Genomic DNA, 16185 nt, shown 5'->3' with positions numbered 1-16185 from the left:
CGCGGGCCAATAGGGGAAGGGGTTAAAGCCATCCCGCCGCGCGCAAGTGCGGCATCATGTCGCGCGCGACCGGCGCCTCGTGCCCCGAGCGGAGCGTGATCACCGCGGTACGGCCGTCGCGGCGCACCGCTTTGATGGCGTCCTTCGCGACCCACCAGCTACGGTGGATGCGCAGGCCATCGCGTTCGCCAAGGCGCCCGATCGCGTCGCGCATCCGCATCAGGACAAGCTCCTCGCGCCCCTCACCGATGATGCGGACATAATGATCCTCGCCCTTCAGCGCGAGCACCGGACCGAAGCCGGGCGGCAGCGGGAGCGTGGGGACAGCAGCGGCAGGGGCAGAGGCAGGGGCGGGCGATGACGGTACGGGGTCGGGCGTAGCCGCGCTCGGACCGGCGCGGCCGAAGACTGCGGCCATCACCGCCGACGCCACGACCGCGATGACGACGATATAGAGATACATCGTCCAGAAACCGCGCCAGCGCAGCACGTGGGCAAAGGACAGGTGCGTCACCATCATCGTGACGATCAGCGTGAGCGGCACGCTGGCGACGACGAGCGCCAGCAGCTTGCCGGCAAAATGCGGCAGCCCCGTCGCCTCGCACAGCCAACCCGCGACGACATTTGTCGGGCGAAAAAGCAGATAGCCCGCGAGCAGCCAGATCACCCAGACCAGCATCCGCTGTGCCGGCGGAGCGCCGAAGGTCCCGAAGGGACCTAGCAGGCCGACGAGCAGGCCGAGCGCGACCATCACCAATATTTCGATCGTCAGCCGCTTCGCCATGCCGCGCCTTGTGCGTGCCATTTCACGAAGCGTCAATTGGCGAACCGCCCTGTTTCGCGAAGAAATCCGCCGCTTTTGCGAAGGGGCGGTTGCCCGCGAACGGCGGCCGGGCAGGGAGGAGGCATCGATTGCCAGCCAACAGGATTTTGCCATGACCGCCGTTCCCGCCAGCCCCATTCGCCGGATCGCCTTGATGGCGCTCCTTGTCCTCGGCGCAATCGTCGCAGCGGTGCTCGCCCGTTCCTATATCGGCACGTCGGACTATCGCACGCCGGCATGGGCGATCCAACTGCATCTCGCGACGGTCGTCCCGGCACTGCCGCTCGGCGCCTGGTTGCTGTGGCGGCCGCGCAAGGGCGACGCGGCGCACCGGATCGGCGGCCGCATCTGGGTGCTGCTGATGATCGTCACCGCGATCGACAGCTTCTGGATCCGCACGATCACCGGCGGCATCGGCCCGATCCATATCTTTTCGGCGGTGACGATCATCCAGCTCCCGCGCGCGATCTGGTTCGCGAAAACCGGGCAGATCGAGCGTCACCAACGGATCATGCGCGGCGTCTTTTTCGGGCTGATCGCGGCGGGCTTTTTCGCCATGGCCCCCGGCCGCACGCTGTGGGCGCTTCTCTTCGGTTGAACGGACGGGGCGGTTGGGCCTAAACCGCGCGCATGACACAAGAACTGACCATCGTCCTTTCGCAAATGACCCAGTCGGTAGGCGACCTTGCCGCCAATGCGCAGGCGATGCGCGAAGTGCGCGCGCGGCACCCGGATGCCGACCTGATCCTCTATCCCGAATTCCAGTTGATCGGCTATCCGCCCGAGGATCTGGTGCTGAAGCCCGCGCTTGCTGCGCGCGCGGCAAAGCTGCTTGAAGAGTTGGCGGCCGAAACTGCCGACGGCGGCCCCGCGATGCTCGTCGGTTCGGTCGAGCGCACGAAGGACGAGAATGGCGGCGACGCGCTCTATAATATCGTCGCCTTGCTCGACGGCGGCCGGATCGTCGCGACGCGGCGGAAGCACGAGCTCCCCAATTACGGCACCTTCGACGAGAAGCGCATCTTCGTCCCCGGCCCGCTGCCCGACATCGTCGAATGGCGCGGGGTAAAGCTCGGTCTGCCGATCTGCGAGGATGGCTGGTTGCCGAAGGTTTGCAGGCATCTTGCCGCCCAGGGTGCCGAGCTGCTGATCTCAGTCAACGGCAGCCCCTATGAGATCGACAAGGACGAACGCCGCCTGACGCAGGTCTTCGCGAGCCGCGTCGCCGAGACGAAACGCCCCGTCATCTTTCTCAACCGCGTCGGCGGGCAGGATGAGATCGTTTTCGACGGCTGTTCGTTCGTGCTCAACGGCGATGGGACGACGGCGCACCGGCTGACCGACTGGGAAGCCGAGGAACGCGTGACGCGCTGGACGAAGGGCGCGAACGGCTGGGCCTGCGATACCGGCGCGATTGCCGAATGGGAGGCGCATCCGGCCGATATATACAGCGCGATGATCCTGTCCCTGCGCGACTATGTCGAACGCAACCGCTTCCCCGGCGTCGTGCTCGGGCTTTCGGGCGGGATCGATTCGGCAATCTGCGCCGCGATCGCCGCCGATGCATTGGGCCCTGACAAGGTGTGGTGCGTGATGCTGCCGAGCCGCTTTACGAGTCAGGAAAGCCTCGACGATGCCGCGGGCTGCGCCGCGATGATCGGGTGCAGGCTCGACACGATTCCGATCGTCCCCGCGGTGGAAGCGTTCGACCAGATGCTCGCCGGGAGCTTTGCCGACAGGGACGTCGACATCACCGAGGAGAATGTTCAGTCGCGCATTCGCGGCGTGACGTTGATGGCGCTCAGCAACAAATTCGGGCCGATGCTGCTGACGACGGGGAACAAAAGCGAGATGAGCGTTGGCTATGCGACCATCTATGGCGACATGGCGGGCGGCTATAATCCGCTGAAGGACGCCTATAAGATGACGGTCTTCGCGCTCGCCGCGTGGCGTAACGAGAATGTTCCGCGCCTGTCGCGCAACCCGGTGACCCCGGTGATGCCCGCGAATATCGTCACCAAGCCGCCGAGCGCCGAATTGCGTCCCGACCAGAAGGACGAAGACAGCCTGCCTCCTTATGTGGATCTCGACCGAATGCTCCACATGCTCGTTGAAGAAGAAGCGAGCGTCGACGACGTCGTCGCGCGTTACGGTTTCGACCGCGATGCCGTGGTGCGGATCGAACGGCTGCTGATGCTGGCCGAATATAAGCGGCGTCAGGCGCCGCCGGGGGTCAAATTGTCGACGCGCAATTTCGGGCGCGATCGGCGCTATCCGATAACGCACGGATTCCGGACGGGATAGAATAGAGGGGAGAGGGGAATGCGATTGTCGGGACCGAAGGCGCCGCCTGTGCGGGCGGAGCAAGTGCTCGAAATTCTGCGCGTGACTGTCGCGGTCCTGATCCTGATCCACGGCGTCTATCGTCTCGCTGCCGGGCTCGTCGCGCCCTTCGGCATCTGGCTGGATAGCCTGGGATTTCCTTATGGTTATGGCTGGGCGATGGCGGTGACGCTCTATGAAATTGTCGGCCCCATATTGATCCTGGCGCGGCGCTGGACGAGCCTCGCCGCACTTGGCCACGCCGCGATCCTGACACTCGGCATGATCCTCGTCCATTTTCCCGCGGGCTGGTTCGTCGTCGGCGGCGGGCGCAACGGGATGGAATATAGCGTCATCCTGATCATATCGCTGCTCGCCATTGCCTGGGCCTATTGGCCGGTGCGGCGCAGCGCATAGCTATCGCCGCGGCATCAAATGCGGCTATAGGCGCCGCCCATGACCGTCACGACCCGCTTCGCCCCTTCGCCGACCGGCACGCTCCATGTCGGCAATGTCCGCACCGCGCTCCACAACTGGCTGTGGGCAAGGAAGCATGGCGGGCGTTTTCTGCTGCGCGTCGACGACACCGACCTCGAACGGTCGAAAGAGGAATATGTCGACGGCATTCGCGCCGATCTTGCCTGGCTCGGCTTCGATATCGACGGCGAAGAGCGGCAGTCGGCGCGCTTCGCGCTGTACGAAGCCGAGTTCGACAAATTGAAGGCGGCGGGCCGCGTCTATGCCTGTTACGAGACGCCCGAAGAGCTCGATATCCGGCGCAAGGTGCTATTGTCGCGCGGACTTCCTCCCGTGTACGAGCGCAAGCCCGAGGGGGCGCCGGTGCCCGAGGGTGTACAGCCGCATTGGCGTTTCAAGCTCGACCATGACGCCGCGATCGAGTGGACCGATATGGTCCGCGGCCCGCAGCATTTTGAGCCGAAGACGATGTCCGACCCCGTCGTGCGCCGTGCCGACGGCAGTTGGCTCTATCTGTTGCCGAGCGTGATCGACGATATCGCGATGGGCATCACGCATGTCGTGCGCGGCGAGGATCATGTGTCGAACACTGCGACGCAGATCCAGATGTTCGCCGCGCTCGGCGCGAACCCGCCCGAATTTGCGCATGAGGCGCTGCTCGTCGGCACCGAAGGCAAATTGTCGAAACGGCTCGGCTCGCTCGGCATGGCCAGTTTGCGTGAGAGTGGGATCGAACCGATCGCCCTCGCCGCCTTGCTCGCGCGGCTTGGGACGAGCGATCCGGTCGAACCCGTGACGAGCCTGGCGCCGCTGATCGAAAGCATCGACTTCGCACGCTTTGGCCGCGCGCCCGCGCGCTTCGATGAAGCCGAACTCGCGCTACTCAACCAGAAAATCCTGCACCATACCGATTATGCGGCCGTCGCGCCGCGCTTGCCGCTCGCCATCGGCGAAGCGCGCTGGAACGCGATTCGCCCGAACCTGATGACGGTCGCAGAGGCAGCCGACTGGGTGGGGGTGTTCGACGGCCCGCTTGCTCCGCCGCCAGCGGAAGCGAGCGACCGCGAGGTGCTCGCCGCCGCCGCCGCCGCCGCGCCGAATGTCGACTGGTCCACCGATCCCTGGCACGCGCTCACCGGCGCGGTGAAGGAGGCGACCGGGGCAAAGGGACGCGCGCTGTTCCTGCCGCTGCGCCGCGCGCTGACTGGCCGCGATCACGGCCCCGATATGGCCGAGCTGCTGCCGCTGATCGACAAGGATCAGGCGGTGGCCCGCTTTTCCGCCGTCTGACCGCGTATTTCATGGCTTAGGGTCATGTTTACCGATCTGCTTGACATGAGACGTAATGTTATAATATCACGTTGATCTGACCTGGCCGATAGCAACGGTCGGAACGCGGCAGGGCCGGGTCGTACAGGCAAGGAGAGATGCCATGACCCTGATACCACTGATTTCGGCGATTATGACTGCGCCCGAAGCGACCACCGCGCCCGCCGGGACTGCGGTGCCGCTGCCGCGTAACAGCTATGGAAGCGATCGTGGCCGCCACCCGGTCGCTGCGCTGTTCGCGGTGGCGTTGCCTGCGGCGCTGGTCGCGGCAGTGGCCCTGTCGCCGATGATCATCATCGATGAGCCGTCGACCGCCACGCCGCCGTGGAAGTCGATCACGCTGCCCAAGCCCAAACCGCCCGAGCCGCAGCCCGACGCCAAACCCCAGGCCCAGCAGCCGCAAGAACAGTTTACGGCGCCGCGGACCCCTCTACCGCCGATCGCTCAGGATCCGCCCGTCGGCCGGATCGACGAGCCCTATGTTCCGCCGGCCGGCACCGGAACGGGAACGACCTTGCCCCAGGTCATCGATCCGCCCGCGCAGCCCCCAAAGCTGGTGCTCGCGCGGCTCGACGAGCGCTATGCGGGCCTTTTCCAGCCCGATTATCCCGCACGCGCGCAGCGCGAGGGGATCGAGGGCGTCGCGGTCGTCCGTGTGCTGATCGGCACCGATGGCAGGGTGAAGGCGGTCGAGCTGGTCAGCACCGACGATCCGGCGTTTTTCGAGGCGACGAAACGGCGGGCGCATACCAAATGGCGCTTCAAGGCGGCGACGCGTGGCGGGGTTCCTGAGGAAAGCTGGAAGGAAATGCGCGTCCGGTTCGAGATCAAAAACGCCTAGGGTCTTCATTCCGACCCCTCCAGGGCGGGCGGTTTTGTGCCGCCCGCCCGTTCCTTTCGCTTGACAGAAAGGCCGAATCCCGTCAAAGGCGCCCGGATATTGAAGGGCGGTGCGGCATCGCGCGGCCCTTTCATGTTTTTCACACCAACGTCGGGGCCCTAGTCCCGCCGCATCCATCGGGCCTCCGGCGGATGTGCAGTTATTTCGAGGAACAGGGCCATGGCCAAGCCGACGACCGTCAAGATCAAGCTGGTGAGCACCGCTGACACGGGCTTTTTCTATGTCACGAAAAAGAACCCGCGCACGATGACCGAAAAAATGTCGGTGCGTAAATATGATCCGCGTGTCCGCAAGCACGTCGAGTTCAAGGAAGCCAAGATCAAGTAATGCATTTTCCCGTGCGGCATTGCCGCGCGGTTTGAAAATGCATCATCCTCGCGCAGGCGGGGATCGAGGGGCGGCTGCGAGCCGCCCTTTTTCGTGCCCGCATAATGGCTGGTTTGGGGTGGGAAGTTGCCCTTTGTGCACCCCGGCGAAAGCCGGGGCCCAGTGCGGAAAGGCAGCGTTGGAATTCTGGGCCCCGGCTTTCGCCGGGGTGCACATCCCTATCGCCAACTCCCGCTCGTTACCCACCGTTCGTCATCCCGGGCTTGACCCGGGATCCCGCTTTTTGAGGCACCGGATAGCTTCGACCGAAAGCGGGACCCCGGATCAAGTCCGGGGTGACGAAAAAGGATTGGTCGGCAACCGGTCGTTTCCCATTTGCGCACCCCGGCGAAGGCCGGGGCCCAGGGCTTCAGAGAGCCGACCTCTGCTCGTTGCGCTCTGGACCCCGGCCTTCGCCGGGGCACACACCTGCAACGGCAGCAATAGGTCGAAAAGCCGTTTTTGCTCTAGCGGCTGCTGCGCGCGATGAGGTCGATCAGGTCGGCCTTCCACTGGACCGCCCATGTGTGCGTGCCGTGGCCGCGCGTCTCGTCGCTTTCGGCGATCAGGCGGAATCGCGCGTTGGGCATCCTTTTCACCGCTTGCTCGGGATAGGGCAGATTGCGCGGGTTGATGAAGTCGTCTGCCGAGTTGATCCACGTCATCGGCGCGGTGATCTTCTCGAGCCCCGGCCATGGATTGTACGTCCGCGACGATTCGAACTGATAGATCATGTCGTTGGCGTCGCGGCTCGCGATGTCGCGCTCAACCCGCTCGCGCGCATAGGCGGCGGCGGCATCGCGCGTCGGATAATTTTTCTGGAGGTTGAGCGGCGCGCCGCCCGCGATCACCGACAGCGACGCCGCGGTGCGCAGCCCCAGTACCGGCTGGCTCTTATACTCGCCGCCCATCCACGCGGGGTCGGCCTTGATTCCGTCGACCAGCAACTGGCGCCACATGCGATTCTGACCCGCGATCTCGACCGGCTGGCACGCCATCGGCATCAATGCCTGCGCAAAGTCGGGATAGGTCTCGCCCCAGATGAAGCCGTGCATGCACCCCATCGAGGTGCCCATGATCAGGCGCAGCTTCTTGATGCCGAGCCCTTCGGTGAGCATCCGGTGCTGCAGTTCGACCATGTCGTCATAGTCATATTGCGGGAATTTCATCCTAAGACCGTCCGAAGGTTTGGATGAAGCGCCATGGCCGACATTGTCGGGCAGGATGATATAATAGCGTTTGATGTCGAGCGGCTGGCCCGGCCCGTACAGCTCGTCGGCAAACTGCGGCTGGAGGAATTGCTTGCCGCTGCCGCCGGTGCCGTGGAGGACCATCACGGCATTGTCGATCTCGCCGTTCGCACCCCGATGCGGCGTGCCCAGCGTGCTGTAGTGCAACCGGACCGCAGGCATGATCTCACCCGAGCGGAATTTGAAATTGCGGATGGTGACGTCGCCTTCCTTCGTCACCCACTTGCTCGCAGGTGCCGCAACAGGGGCCGGGGCGGGCGCTGCGGCCGGGGCCGTGGCGGACTGCATGGCGAGCAACGCGAAGGTCAGGAAGCTCATCGGTGTCTCCTCTAATATGGGATGCCGCGGTGCCGTGCCGCCCCGCAGCCGTCAAGACGGCCGGCGCCGCGCGGTGATGATCACGTCGATCTCGTCGGCGCGCGGGTTGATATATTCGAGCCGCGTGCGCCCGTCGTCGGTCTGTTTGATCGTCGCGGGGATCGAGCTGTTGGTGAGCACCCAGCCCGCGGGCAGCACGACGGTGTTGAGCGGCCGCCCGAACGAGCGGTGCCACACGAGTTCGTCGCCGGACACGCCATAGCGTTCGGGGTCGGTATAGGTTTCGGAAAAGCGCAGCCGCGCGCTCTCGCCCTTTTTCACCGGGTCGAAGTGGAACACCACCGCCTCGGTATCGGCGGTCACGCCCTGTTCGCCGGGGCTCGCCTTCAAGATCGCCTCGCCCTTCAGCATTTCCCAACGTAGCGGTGCGCCGCTGTCGAGGTTGCGCGCCGACGGTTTCGACGCGCTGCTGCCGGGGCGGACGATGTTCACATAGGTGCCGACCCCCGGCCGCGTTTCGGTATAGTCGTGATAGAGGTCGAAGCTGTGCGTTTCGGGCGGCTGAAGGAAATAGGTGACCTCGCGGCTCTGGTACGCGCGCTCGACGAGCGGCGCCTTGACGCTCGACGGCGCGGCTTTGAGGCCGGGCGAGGGCCGCGCCTTGATCAGCAGCGGCGCCTCGGCCGGCGTGTTGTTCCAGAAGGCGATCTTGATCCGCCCGTCGGCTTCCTGCAGCACCTGCGCCGGATAGTTGCACGAGAGCAGCTCGTAGCCTGCGGGCAGGATCACCGAATTGCGCTTGTTGCCGAGCGGCCGGTCGAAGACGATGACATCGCCCTCGCTGTAATAGCTTTTCGCATCGGCATAGGTCTTGTCGATCAGCACGCGGCCCTCGCCGCCGTCGGCGGCGACCGGGCGGGCGAGCTTCACCTCGATATATTCACCGTCGGGTTTGGCACCGCGGACGCCGCCCGCCTTTGCGACGCCGCCCGGAACGACGCTGAACGGCAGCGGTTTGCCCGTCGCGCGATCGGTGACGCTCTCGTCGGTTGCGACACTCCCGGGACGAATTGGGTTGTAATAAGCGGTCGCGCCCGGCGAGCTCGCGGTGATTTCATAGATAATGCGGAATTTGTGGCTGCCCGGAGCGAGCAGCTCATAGCGCGTATAGGCATCGGTTTCGGTTTGCGGGGCGGGCGCCGGCGCCGCAGGCTGTGCGTGCAGCGGAACCGCTATCGCCAAGGTCATCGCCATCATCGCCCATCTGGAATGCGCCATCATCGTCTCCCTGGGATTGCCCTTGGCCAGCAACGCTAAACCGCTCTTGCATCGTATACTAAATACAATAAACTCGTCCGCGTCAATCGGCGGGAGGGATCATGAGGTTCGGGAACATCATGCTGGCGTTTGCGCTGGTCGCGACACCGGCGGCAGCGCAAATAAGCGAAGCCGATATCGACCGCTCGCTGGCCTTGCGCGAAAGCTGGATCGGCCTGACCGAGAATGTCGCCTTTGCCGGCCACTGGACCGCCGACGGGCGTGGCTATGCCTATCGCAAGACGGTGCCCGGGGGCTTCGCTTTCGTCACCTATGACGCGAAGTCGGGAAAGAAGCGGCCGAGCTTCGACCAGCAGCGCCTCGCGTCGGCGCTCGGCAAGGCGACGGGGGAAAGCTACGCGGCGTTGCGCCTGCCGTTCGAAAGCTTCGCTTTCTTGCCCGACGGCAAGGCAATCAAATTCTCGCTGCACGACGATAGCTGGCAATGCAGCCTCGCCGACTATGTCTGCGCCGAGACCCCACGCGTGGGTCAGCCGCGTGCCTTCGGCGTCGTACGCGACCTTGCGGTCCCCGCCGACAACAGCCCGCGCCGCTCGCCCGACGGCAAGTGGGAGGCGCATGTCGAAAATTTCAACATCGCGGTGCGCCCGATCGGCGGCGCGTGGAAACGGATCAGCACCGACGGTTCCGACGCCAATTTCTACGATCCCGAATCGATCGTCTGGTCACCCGATTCGGCGAAGCTCGCGGCGTACCGCGTCCGACCCGGCTTTCGCCGGATCGTCACCCGCATCCTCTCGACCCCCGCCGATCAGGTGCAGCCGCGTGTGATGGAACAGCTCTATCCGAAGCCCGGTGACGCGGTCGACATCGACCAGCCGGCCTTGTTCGATGTCGCAGCGGGGCGGCAGCTTTCGGTGCCGGGCGAACTGTTCGCCAATCCTTATGACATGACGAAACTCGAATGGCGGAAGGACAGCGCCAGCGTCAGTTTCGTTTACGAGCAGCGCGGCCACCAACTCGCGCGCGTCGTGTCGATCGATGCGGTCACGGGGGCGCCCCACGCCGCGGTAACCGAAGAGGCGAAGAGCTTCATCAACCAGGGGCGCCGCTTCCGTTACGACCTCGATAACGGACGCGAAGTCATCTGGATGTCCGAACGCGACGGGTGGAACCATCTCTATCTTTTTGACGGCGCCACCGGCGCGGTGAAAACGCAGGTCACAAAGGGTGCGTGGGTCGTCCGCGATGTCGTCAAAGTCGATGAGGCGAAACGGCAGATATATTTCACCGCGAGCGGAATGAACGCGGGCGAAGACCCCTATTTCCAGCATTTTTACCGGATCGATTTCGACGGCAGCAAGCTGACCCCATTGACCAGCGCCAATGCCTATCATGACATTGCCTTGTCGCCCGACATGAGCCTGTACGTCGACACCTATTCACGCGTCGACCTGCCGCCCGTCGCCGAACTGCGTCGCACGCGCGACGGCAGCCTCGTCGCGGCGCTTGAGCGCGCCGATATCTCAAAACTGCTCGCGGCGGGTTTCAAGGCGCCCGAACCCTTCGTCGCGAAAGGCCGCGACGGGCAGACCGACATTTACGGCCTGATCGTCCGCCCGCGCGATTTCGATCCGGCGAAGCGCTATCCGGTGATCGAGAATATCTATGCCGGCCCGCATTCGAGCTTCGTGCCCAAGACATGGTGGCCGTTCGGCTATCATTCGGGGGGCGACAAGGTCGTCGGGATGCAGTCGCTCGCCGACCTTGGCTTCATCGTCGTCCAGATCGACGGCATGGGTACGCTCAATCGCTCGAAGGCGTTCCATGATGTCGCCTGGAAGAATATCGGCGATGCGGGCTTTCCCGATCGCATCCTCTGGCACAAGGCGGTCGCGGCGCAAAATCCCGCTTACGACATCTCGCGCGTCGGTCTCTATGGCGGATCGGCGGGCGGGCAGAACACATTGTCGGGCCTGTTGTTCTATCCCGAATTCTATAAGGTCGGGGTCGCCTTTGCGGGCTGTTTCGACAACCGCATGGACAAGATCAGCTGGAACGAACAGTGGATGGGCTGGCCGGTCGATGCCAGCTATTCGGCCTCGTCGGGCGTCGACAACGCCTGGCGGCTCAAGGGCAAGCTGTTGATGATCGTCGGCGAGCAGGATGAGAATGTCGACCCCGCGTCGACGATGCAGGTGGTGAGCGCGCTGGTGAAGTCCAACAAGGTCTTCGACCTGCTCGTCGTCCCGGGCGGGGGCCATGCGGTCGGCCGCTCGACCGGCCCGGTCGATTACGGCCAGCGCAAGCAATTCGATTTCTTCCTGAACAATCTGGCCGGGCAGGAAACCCCCGACTGGAACGCCCGCGCCGCCGCGCCGCCCGCGCCGTGAAAAATGGAGAAATGCCAATGATCCGCGCGACCCTCGCCACCGCTATCGCCGCCTTCATTCTGCCGATGTCCCCCGTCAGCGCCGAACTGAAGCGCGACCGCAGGATCGATGCCGCCGACGCGCAGACGATCACCGACACCTGCCTCGCGCTCGCCGCGAAATCGGGGTGGAAGGTGCATGTCGCGGTGCTGAGCGAATATGGCGACCTCATTCGTTTCGTCGGCATGGACGGTGCGACGCGCACCAGCGGCGTTCTTGCGCAGGGCAAGGCGCGCACCGTCTTCCGCACCGGGCGCAGCAGCCGCGAGGTCGCGAAGATGGACCCGTCCGCGCAAAATGCCTTTGATGCCGTGGCGATCGGCGGCGGCGTTCCGGTGATCGTCGACGGCCGGATGATCGGTGTCGCCGCTGCGAGCGGCGCGCTGCCCGAGCAGGACGAGGCCTGCGTCGCCGCGGGGATCGAAGCTGCAATGTAGTATCGGCTCAGTCGGCCGGATTATGCTTTGCGAGGAAGGTTTCGATCGACGTCAGTAATGTCATGCGATCGGCCTGACGTGTGAAATAATGGTCGGCAAGCGGCACCGATACGAACTCGACCGACTTGCCGGCCTTCGTCATCGCCCCATACATGCGCGACGACTGGCCGTGATCGACGGTGACGTCCTTCTTGCCGTGGATCAGCAGCAGCGGGGTCTTGATCCGGGCAATCGCATTGATCGGCGACACTGCGGCGAAATCGGGGGTCATCTTCTGCCACTGGCTTCGATAGAGGCGTTCGCGCATCAGCCCACCGAAATCATTGACCTCGCGGCGCAGATTGGCGACGCCGTTGATCGAAATCGCGCAGCGATACAGGTCGGGATCCTTGGCGATCCCCCACATCGCGGCATAGCCGCCATAAGAGCCGCCGACGATGCAGACCCGTTTCGGGTCGGCGATGCCTTCCTTAACCGCCCATTGCACGCCGTCGGTGACATCGTCCTGCATCGCAAAGCCCAACTGGCCCTGCCCCGCCTTTTCGAATGCAGCGCCATAACCGGTCGATCCACGGAAATTGGGCTGGAGTACCGCATAACCGCGTTCGGCGAGGAACTGCGCCCAATAGTCATAGCTTAGCTCGTCATGCCCCCAGGGGCCTCCGTGCGGCATGACGATGAAGGGCAAATTCTTGTCGCGCCGACCGCGCGGCATCGTCAGCACGCCCTCGATCTCCAGCCCGTCGCGCGCCTTGTACTGGACCATCCGCCCACGCGACAGGCGCTTGCCGCCGATCGTGTCGTTCATCGCCGCCAGTTTGGACAGATCGCCCCTCGCCGCGTCGAAATAAAAGAGCAGGCCCGGATTGTCGGGCGTGCTGAACCGCACCAGCATCTTGCTTTGATCGGCGCTCAGGCTTTCGATCCGGACCTTCGATTGCGGCGATGCTTCCTCGAGCGACTTTTGATGCGCGGCAATCGCGGGGTCGATCCAGCGGAGCGGTGCCTCGCGGTCATTTGTCCTGACACCGAGCAGCTTCGACCCGTTCGATCCCAGCACGACACTTTCGACATCGGCCTTGTCGGCGGCATAGACCGTCCGCACATCCTTCCCGGTCGAAATGTCGACTTCGACGACCGCCGACCGGCCGTCCTCGATCTCCTTGATGACGAAGCCGTTGTTGCTGCCGGGGACGAAATGGAAGGGAACGGTCAACTCCTCTTCCGCGCTAAGCTTTGCGCGATCGATCACGCGCAACGACCCCTCGCCGTGCGGGCGGAACAACAGCGTCGATTGCGTGTCCGAATCGCGATAGCCGATGCCGAAACGCACCTGGCCCAGATGGTCGGCGCCCCAGTCCCCGATATTCGTGCGCGGCCTTTCGACGACCCGCTTGCGCGCCGTGGTGACATCGACGCGATAGACCGTCGGCCAGAAACCGGGATCTTCGCCATAAATCGAACTCTGCGCCGCGACCAGGATTTCGGTGCTGCCATCAGCGGGGATCCAGAGGACATCGGACGCATTCTGCCCACCGATGTCCCAGAGCAATTTGGTGATCTTTCCCGTGGCCCGGTTGATGCCGATCACGCGCGAGATGTACCAGCGATCGGCCTCGACCGGCATCAACGCATAGAGCCCCACGACGATATTGTCGTTTCCGACCCAGCGGATCCATGCGACCTGCGTCTGGTCTGGTACGGTGATGCCGACGGCTTTTGACCGGTCGCCCAAGAGGGGCATCATCATGATGCGCTGTTCGCCCCCGCTGCCGAACAGTCCCGCGATATGGGTGCCGTCGGGCGACAGGTCGACATCTTCGACAAAGGGAAGCTCGGCAAAGGCGCTGGTCGGTAGCGGAGTGAAAGCGGGCGTGGCCGGCGGGGTCTTCGGATCCGCCGCAGCGAGCGCGCCCGACGAAAAAAGAAGCAGCGCCGCCGCCAGAATATAGGCGCCCCGCGACGCTCGCGTCATGTCCCGCTTTTGCGGATATCCAAGCCCCAAAACATCCTCCCCCCGAAAGACGAACAGCAATATTGTCGGCCGATACTTTCTCCATGCGCGAAAAAAAATCAAATGTTACGGGTTACGTAGCCGTGTCCTTATGCGTGCGTACCGACTGGAGCGCATGAATCGACCCTCTTGGCCGCGTAGTCCGATTGACGCCGCGAAAGAAACTTTGACGACGCGCTGGAAACGCTTTGCGGTTCAATCAGATCTACCATCGGCGCGCGGCCGCCGAAGCAAGAAATTTTGACCGACATGCAGCAGACTTTCTTGATATATTAGTCAATTAGATGCGCCGCAGATTCGGTTTTGGTACGCATTGTTTTCATGATATTTTGCAGCTGCTGTTTCTGATCACCTTCGGGGAAGGGGGATTGTGATGCCGGGCCCATTCAAATTCGCAGTCATTGCAGGGATCGGCTTTTCCCTGACGAGTTTCACGCCGCTGCCCGCTTTTTCGAACGCCGCATTGGAAGCGCTCGATCCCACCCGTCTTGCGACCCTGTTTTGCGGCGCGCGGCGCCCGGGTTCGTCGCTGGCGCAAAATCTGTTGGTTGCGTCGGCGTTCGCGGCGCCCGCCAGCGAAGGCAGGCCGATACCGCTCTTTCCGGATCTGGCCACTTCGCGCTTTCCCGTCACGACGGACACGGACCAGGCCCGGCGTTATTTCAGCCAAGGGCTGCTCCTGACCTATGGCTTCAACCATGCGGGTGCGGTGCGTTCTTTTCGTGAGGCGCAGCGGCTCGACCGCGATTGCGCGATATGCTGGTGGGGCGAGGCTGTCGCCCTTGGTCCGAATATCAACGCGCCGATGGACGAGCGCGACCGCGACGCCGCGCTGGGCGCGATGGATCGCGCGATGGCGCTACGAAGCTCTGCCACGCCGATGGAGCGGGCGCTGATCGAAGCCGTCGCCAAACGATATTCGCGCGATCCCGCGAGCGACCGCGCCGCGCTCGACGCGAACTATGCCGACGCGATGCTCGATGTCGCGCGCCGCTTTCCCGCCGATGACGATGTCGCGGTGCTCGCTGCCGAAGCGGTGATGGACACCAGCCCCTGGAATTATTGGGAGAGCGACAAGAAAACATCGGTCGGCCGGAGCGGCGAAGCCGTGCGGCTTGTCGAAACGGTGCTGAACCGCAACCCCGCCCATGTGCAGGCGAACCATCTCTACATCCATCTTATGGAAGCGAGCGACCCGCAACGTGCAGAGGCGGCCGCCGACCGGCTGGCGAGCCCGGCGGCGCCCAGCGCGGCCCATCTCGTTCATATGCCGGGCCATATCTTCCAGCTACGCGGGCGTCATGCGGACTCGATTCGCGTCAACGTCGCGGCCGCGCGCGCCGACGAGGAATATATCCGCAGCGCCGGCGACAACGGGCTCGTGCGCTACGGCTATTATCCGCACAATATCCATTTCATCGTGACCTCGGCGCAGATGGCGGGCGATATGCGCACCGCGATTCGCGAGGCACAGCGGCTTAGAACCGTCCTCGATCCAGCAACCTCGGCGCAGATCGCGTGGATTCAGTCGATCGATGCGGCGCCCTATTTTGCGATGGCCCAATTTGCCGACCCGAAAGCCATTTTGGCGATGCCGGCCCCTGATCCGCGCCTCGCTTATCCTACTGCGATGCGGCATTTCGCGCGAAGCATTGCCTATGCCGGGCTTCGCAACCGTAAAGCGTTCGACCGCGAACTCGCGGCGATGGCAAAGATACGGGCGTCGGATGCGATGAACGCCATGATCGAACAGGGCGTACCGGCGGGGGATCTGGTGTCGCTCGCCGAATTCGTCGCGCGCGGGCGCTTCGCGAGCGCGATGGGCCGTACCGACGAAGCGATCGGCTTCTACCGGCAGGCGATCGCGATCGAGGCCGGGCTTCCCTATCAGGAACCATCTTATTGGTATTATCCGGTGAAGCAGTCGCTGGGTTCGGCACTTTTCCGCGCGCGGCGCTATGGCGAGGCCAGCGAGGCTTTTCGCGCCGCGCTGGCGCAGACGCCGAATAATGGCTGGGCGCTCTACGGACTCGGCCGCAGCGAGGCCGCCCAAGGGAACAGGCTGGAAGCGGCCGCCGCAGACAAGGCCTTGTCGAAAGCGTGGATCGGCGACAAGGCTTGGCTCCGTATGGACCGCCTATAAGTTGCGCCCCCGCGGAGCCGGCCGACCCTGCCGCTCCCATTTTTGCTGATGTCCCGCCGCCGGCCGGCACGATACTCTCCCCTCAAAATAGCGAG

Annotated in this window: 13 protein-coding genes; 9 read left to right on the top strand and 4 right to left on the bottom strand. The window is 64.1% G+C overall.

The genetic code is table 11. The features are described 5' to 3' along the window. Positions 1–22: 22 nt before the first annotated feature. Positions 23–784, bottom strand: a complete 762-nt coding sequence (locus tag KEC45_RS18395) for a LytTR family DNA-binding domain-containing protein (RefSeq protein ID WP_062186492.1) — start codon at positions 782–784, stop codon at positions 23–25. A gap of 151 nt (positions 785–935) precedes the next feature. Here KEC45_RS18395 and KEC45_RS18390 point away from each other — a divergent pair, with 151 nt between their 5' ends. The 6 genes from KEC45_RS18390 (at position 936) to rpmG (ending at position 6179) form a co-directional block, all read left to right on the top strand. Next, positions 936–1421: a DUF2306 domain-containing protein gene (locus tag KEC45_RS18390; protein ID WP_193749237.1), complete on the top strand. Its 486-nt coding sequence runs from the start codon at positions 936–938 to the stop codon at positions 1419–1421. 32 nt (positions 1422–1453) lie between these two features. Continuing rightward, a complete protein-coding gene (locus KEC45_RS18385) occupies positions 1454–3127 on the top strand; it encodes an NAD+ synthase (protein ID WP_062186497.1) in 1674 nt (557 codons plus the stop codon). 18 nt (positions 3128–3145) lie between these two features. Continuing rightward, the gene (locus KEC45_RS18380) at positions 3146–3562 is read left to right on the top strand and encodes a DoxX family protein (protein WP_062186499.1); all 417 of its coding nucleotides are present in this window, start codon (positions 3146–3148) and stop codon (positions 3560–3562) included. A gap of 39 nt (positions 3563–3601) precedes the next feature. After that, positions 3602–4912 (top strand): glutamate--tRNA ligase, encoded by a 1311-nt coding sequence (gltX, locus tag KEC45_RS18375; protein ID WP_062186501.1) that lies wholly within the window; start codon positions 3602–3604, stop codon positions 4910–4912. A gap of 142 nt (positions 4913–5054) precedes the next feature. Beyond that, on the top strand, positions 5055–5792 hold the full coding sequence (locus KEC45_RS18370; RefSeq protein ID WP_252171229.1) for an energy transducer TonB: 738 nt from the start codon (positions 5055–5057) through the stop codon (positions 5790–5792). Between the two features lie 219 nt (positions 5793–6011). Next, positions 6012–6179, top strand: a complete 168-nt coding sequence (rpmG, locus tag KEC45_RS18365; RefSeq protein ID WP_037515700.1) for a 50S ribosomal protein L33 — start codon at positions 6012–6014, stop codon at positions 6177–6179. Positions 6180–6685: 506 nt separating this feature from the next. On the opposite strand, the gene KEC45_RS18360 is transcribed toward rpmG, so the two are convergent. Next, a complete protein-coding gene (locus KEC45_RS18360; protein WP_062186505.1) occupies positions 6686–7786 on the bottom strand; it encodes an alpha/beta fold hydrolase in 1101 nt (366 codons plus the stop codon). 51 nt (positions 7787–7837) lie between these two features. Further along, the gene (locus KEC45_RS18355) at positions 7838–9064 is read right to left on the bottom strand and encodes a hypothetical protein (protein ID WP_252171228.1); all 1227 of its coding nucleotides are present in this window, start codon (positions 9062–9064) and stop codon (positions 7838–7840) included. 101 nt (positions 9065–9165) lie between these two features. On the opposite strand from KEC45_RS18355, the gene KEC45_RS18350 reads away from it, so the two are divergent. Next, positions 9166–11457 (top strand): DPP IV N-terminal domain-containing protein, encoded by a 2292-nt coding sequence (locus KEC45_RS18350; RefSeq protein WP_252171227.1) that lies wholly within the window; start codon positions 9166–9168, stop codon positions 11455–11457. 17 nt (positions 11458–11474) lie between these two features. Next, positions 11475–11933 (top strand): heme-binding protein, encoded by a 459-nt coding sequence (locus KEC45_RS18345; RefSeq protein ID WP_062186509.1) that lies wholly within the window; start codon positions 11475–11477, stop codon positions 11931–11933. Positions 11934–11940: 7 nt separating this feature from the next. Here the strand turns inward: KEC45_RS18345 and KEC45_RS18340 are convergent, their stop codons facing one another. Then, complete coding sequence (locus KEC45_RS18340) at positions 11941–13908, bottom strand: S9 family peptidase (protein WP_062186511.1); 1968 nt, start codon at positions 13906–13908, stop codon at positions 11941–11943. A 412-nt stretch (positions 13909–14320) separates the two neighbouring features. On the opposite strand from KEC45_RS18340, the gene KEC45_RS18335 reads away from it, so the two are divergent. Then, the gene (locus KEC45_RS18335) at positions 14321–16090 is read left to right on the top strand and encodes a tetratricopeptide repeat protein (RefSeq protein ID WP_062186513.1); all 1770 of its coding nucleotides are present in this window, start codon (positions 14321–14323) and stop codon (positions 16088–16090) included. Positions 16091–16185 lie beyond the last annotated feature (95 nt).

Source organism: Sphingopyxis sp. USTB-05, assembly GCF_023822045.1.
In the GTDB taxonomy this organism is placed as follows: domain Bacteria; phylum Pseudomonadota; class Alphaproteobacteria; order Sphingomonadales; family Sphingomonadaceae; genus Sphingopyxis.
Note: the sequence above shows the minus strand (reverse complement) of the source record. Positions and strands in the feature narration are given on the sequence as shown.